The 3,036-nt window shown below is 25.8% G+C and carries 2 protein-coding genes; both read right to left on the reverse strand.

Translation table 11 applies throughout. The annotated features are described in order from the left end of the window. Window positions 1-1,035 (reverse strand): PD-(D/E)XK nuclease family protein (locus ACI3VO_RS12225; protein ID WP_439758183.1); only part of this gene is annotated, 1,035 nt, incomplete at its 3' end. Next, the coding region (locus ACI3VO_RS12230) for a hypothetical protein (protein ID WP_439758184.1) at window positions 1,022-3,036 on the reverse strand (2,015 nt) is incomplete at its 5' end. The genes ACI3VO_RS12230 and ACI3VO_RS12225, both read right to left, overlap by 14 nt.

The raw sequence follows: 3,036 nt of genomic DNA on the forward strand, positions 1-3,036 counted from the left end.
ATCTAATGGCTTAGACGAGATACTAATTTCTAATTTATCATAAATTCTAGATCTCATCCCGTAATCAGTATCTAATTTAATATCAGAACAGACTGCTGTATTATTAGATATTTGAATAGGGACTATATGAATATTTATATTTTTAGAACTTACTCCAATATTTTCTAGTATAGCTCTGTATGTTTCTAACTGGGCTTGTGCAGATTCAGCTTTATCAATATCCCAGTTAGCATATGCTTTAGAGGATAATTTGTAATCAATAATATCTATATCTCCGTTTTCATAGACTATTATTGTATCAATTTTACCTCTTAATTTAAAAGATTCATCTTCAAACTTAATTGGAGTTTCTGTAAATATTTTTTTTATTTTTCTTCCTTTAATTATCTCTTTTTTTACTGTATATAATTTTTTAGCTAAAGAGATTAGAACATCGTCAGGAATATTATTTAGAGAAGCTTCTGGAAAGTTTTCTGAAATAAATTTTCTTCTTTCATCTATAAATGATTCGAAATCCACAAAAGCGTTAATAAATACTCCTTCTGCTATATTGTGAATACCTTTACCTATTCGTCTAATATTATCATCAGAATCCTTTATATTTTTTATTCTTTCTTCTATTAGAGCCTTTCTTTGATCTTCTGGATAGTCTCTAAACTCACTTTCTAATTGTTTTCTTACGTTGTTAAATCTATCAGTTTCATTATATGGTGCAGCTTTTTTAGACGTGATGTTATTATCTCTAATAAATTCTAATACTCCGATAGACCCGTCCGTATATGCTTCTATTTCTTCTTCTGGATCTAAAATAATATTAGATTTTTTAGTCTTGTTTAAAATTTCTTGTTGTTGTTCTGTCCTAAACTTATATAGAATATCTACATTGTCCTGAGCAATATCATTGCTAAATCTAAAATCTTCTCTACTATCTAACTTATATTTATCTTTATTTTCTTTTATATAAGTATCTAATTCTTCTTCAGAATTAAATTCTATACTTCCCTCTAAAATGAATTTACAGTTACTTACAGTCATATTCTAACTTCTCGTTTTTTATAAGATCACTCTTGACAGTAGATACTCTGTTATTAGTAATTATATCGCTATTATTTATTCCTAAAGATAATTGTCTTAGAATACTTCCATCTCCAGATTCTAACAATAAAGTCCTTAGCGTTTTATTTAATATATCTTTATCTGCTCTAACATGATTTTTACTAAGACTTAATAGATTAACAGTTAGCTCTACTAAGTTAAGATTTTGTATATTCACTCTCCCATAATCATTTATTCTTCCTAAATAATAGTCAGAAACAGCATGAACTAATATTTCTTCGGCAAGATCTAGCGGACTTAATGTTTTATAAGATTCTTTTACATCATTATACGATGTGAGTTTTGATGCCTCTTCTAGTAACTCTTTATATTTATTATAATCTGAAATTTTTAATTGAGCTATAAGAAGATGCATTAATTCATGTATTGGAGAGTCTTCTGTGTATTTATCTGTATTAAGAATTATCTCTCCATTACTTACAAATGCTTTTTTATTCGACACTTCTATTCCATACTTTTCTTCTATTTGATTAGAATTAAGAGTTGTAACTTTAATTCCCTGTCTAGATATTTTATTAGATAATAGCTCTAAAACATTTACATTAGAATAATTAGGAATAGGAGGAAGTTGTTTATCTACAGTAGAATCTTCTGGATCGGAAAATTCGTAAAATTCATTTTTATCAAATGATTTTATATCTTTAAATTCCTCGGATAAAAACACATTATAATCAGAATAAAAAGTTTTAGAGAACATGTTTTGTAATTCAACAGAAAAATAATTATAATAATCAGATAATTCTCTTGTTTTAACTATTCCATTTCCCACTCTCTTATATAACCCTAAGCTATTATATAGGTAATCATTATCACCAATTCTTCTGTAATCTGACGGATATAAAGGTTTAAAATCTTTAGATTCAGCAGAAACTACTTTAGAGTTAGATAATTTAATATTGTAGATTATCTTATCATTTTCTTCTTTAGAATTTAATATAATTCCATCATATATATTTTCTCCATCCTTTACACTAACTACTATTCCCGATTTATAATGGTTTCCAACTATTAATTCGTCAGAATCTCTATTTTGTCTAAATTTAAATTTAGTAATATTACTTAGTATTTTTCTTTTTCCATTTATAAGGAATAAATCTCCTAAATTATTTTGGGATAATCCATATTTCCTATCATATTTATTTATTTGAGTACTATTGGAGTTAAAGATTAATCCTACTTCTTTATTATTAGGATTATCAAAGTCTATTACTCTAGAAGACATAATTCCTACATCAAAATCCTTAGAAAAATCTATATTCATTTTTCTTCTGTTCTTTTTTGTAGGATGGTAATTTGGATATAATATAGTATTAATTGAATTATTATGAGCAATCTTAGCTACATTATAACTTACATCATCATGTACTGTGGAATGTAAAGTATATAGTCTTATTCCATTAACATTTATAGAATTAAATAAAGTAGTTACTGCATCATTTAAAAATAGTAAAGTTTCCTCTGATGGATTTTCTATTTCTGACCCTGTAATAAACCAGTTTTTATAAGTAGCCACTCCTTTAGTTAATAACTTATCTAATATAGAATCCGGCATAGATTTAAAAGTTCTTATATTGATTCTTAGATTTCCTTTTTTAAATTCTACATCCTTTCCAGTTTCTGAAAGAGTTATTCTTAAAGAAGTGCTATTTATTACTTTATTAAGTTTTTTATTGTCAAATTCTATAATAGCTTGCTTATTAATATTATATTCTGGGTCTATTTTAATTTCTGCTTTCAAAGGAGTAAAAATTTCTATATTAGATGAGGATATATCAATATCAGATAGATCTCTATACATATAATCATTAATAAGAATGCTTTTTATATTATTGATATTTTCTTTAAGTAATCCTGGATTTGAATTATAAATATCATCAATTAATGCTTTCTCTACCTCTCCAGCTTGCAGATAGTATCTTT

The organism is Intestinibacter sp. (genome assembly GCF_051866655.1).
In the GTDB taxonomy this organism is placed as follows: domain Bacteria; phylum Bacillota; class Clostridia; order Peptostreptococcales; family Peptostreptococcaceae; genus Intestinibacter.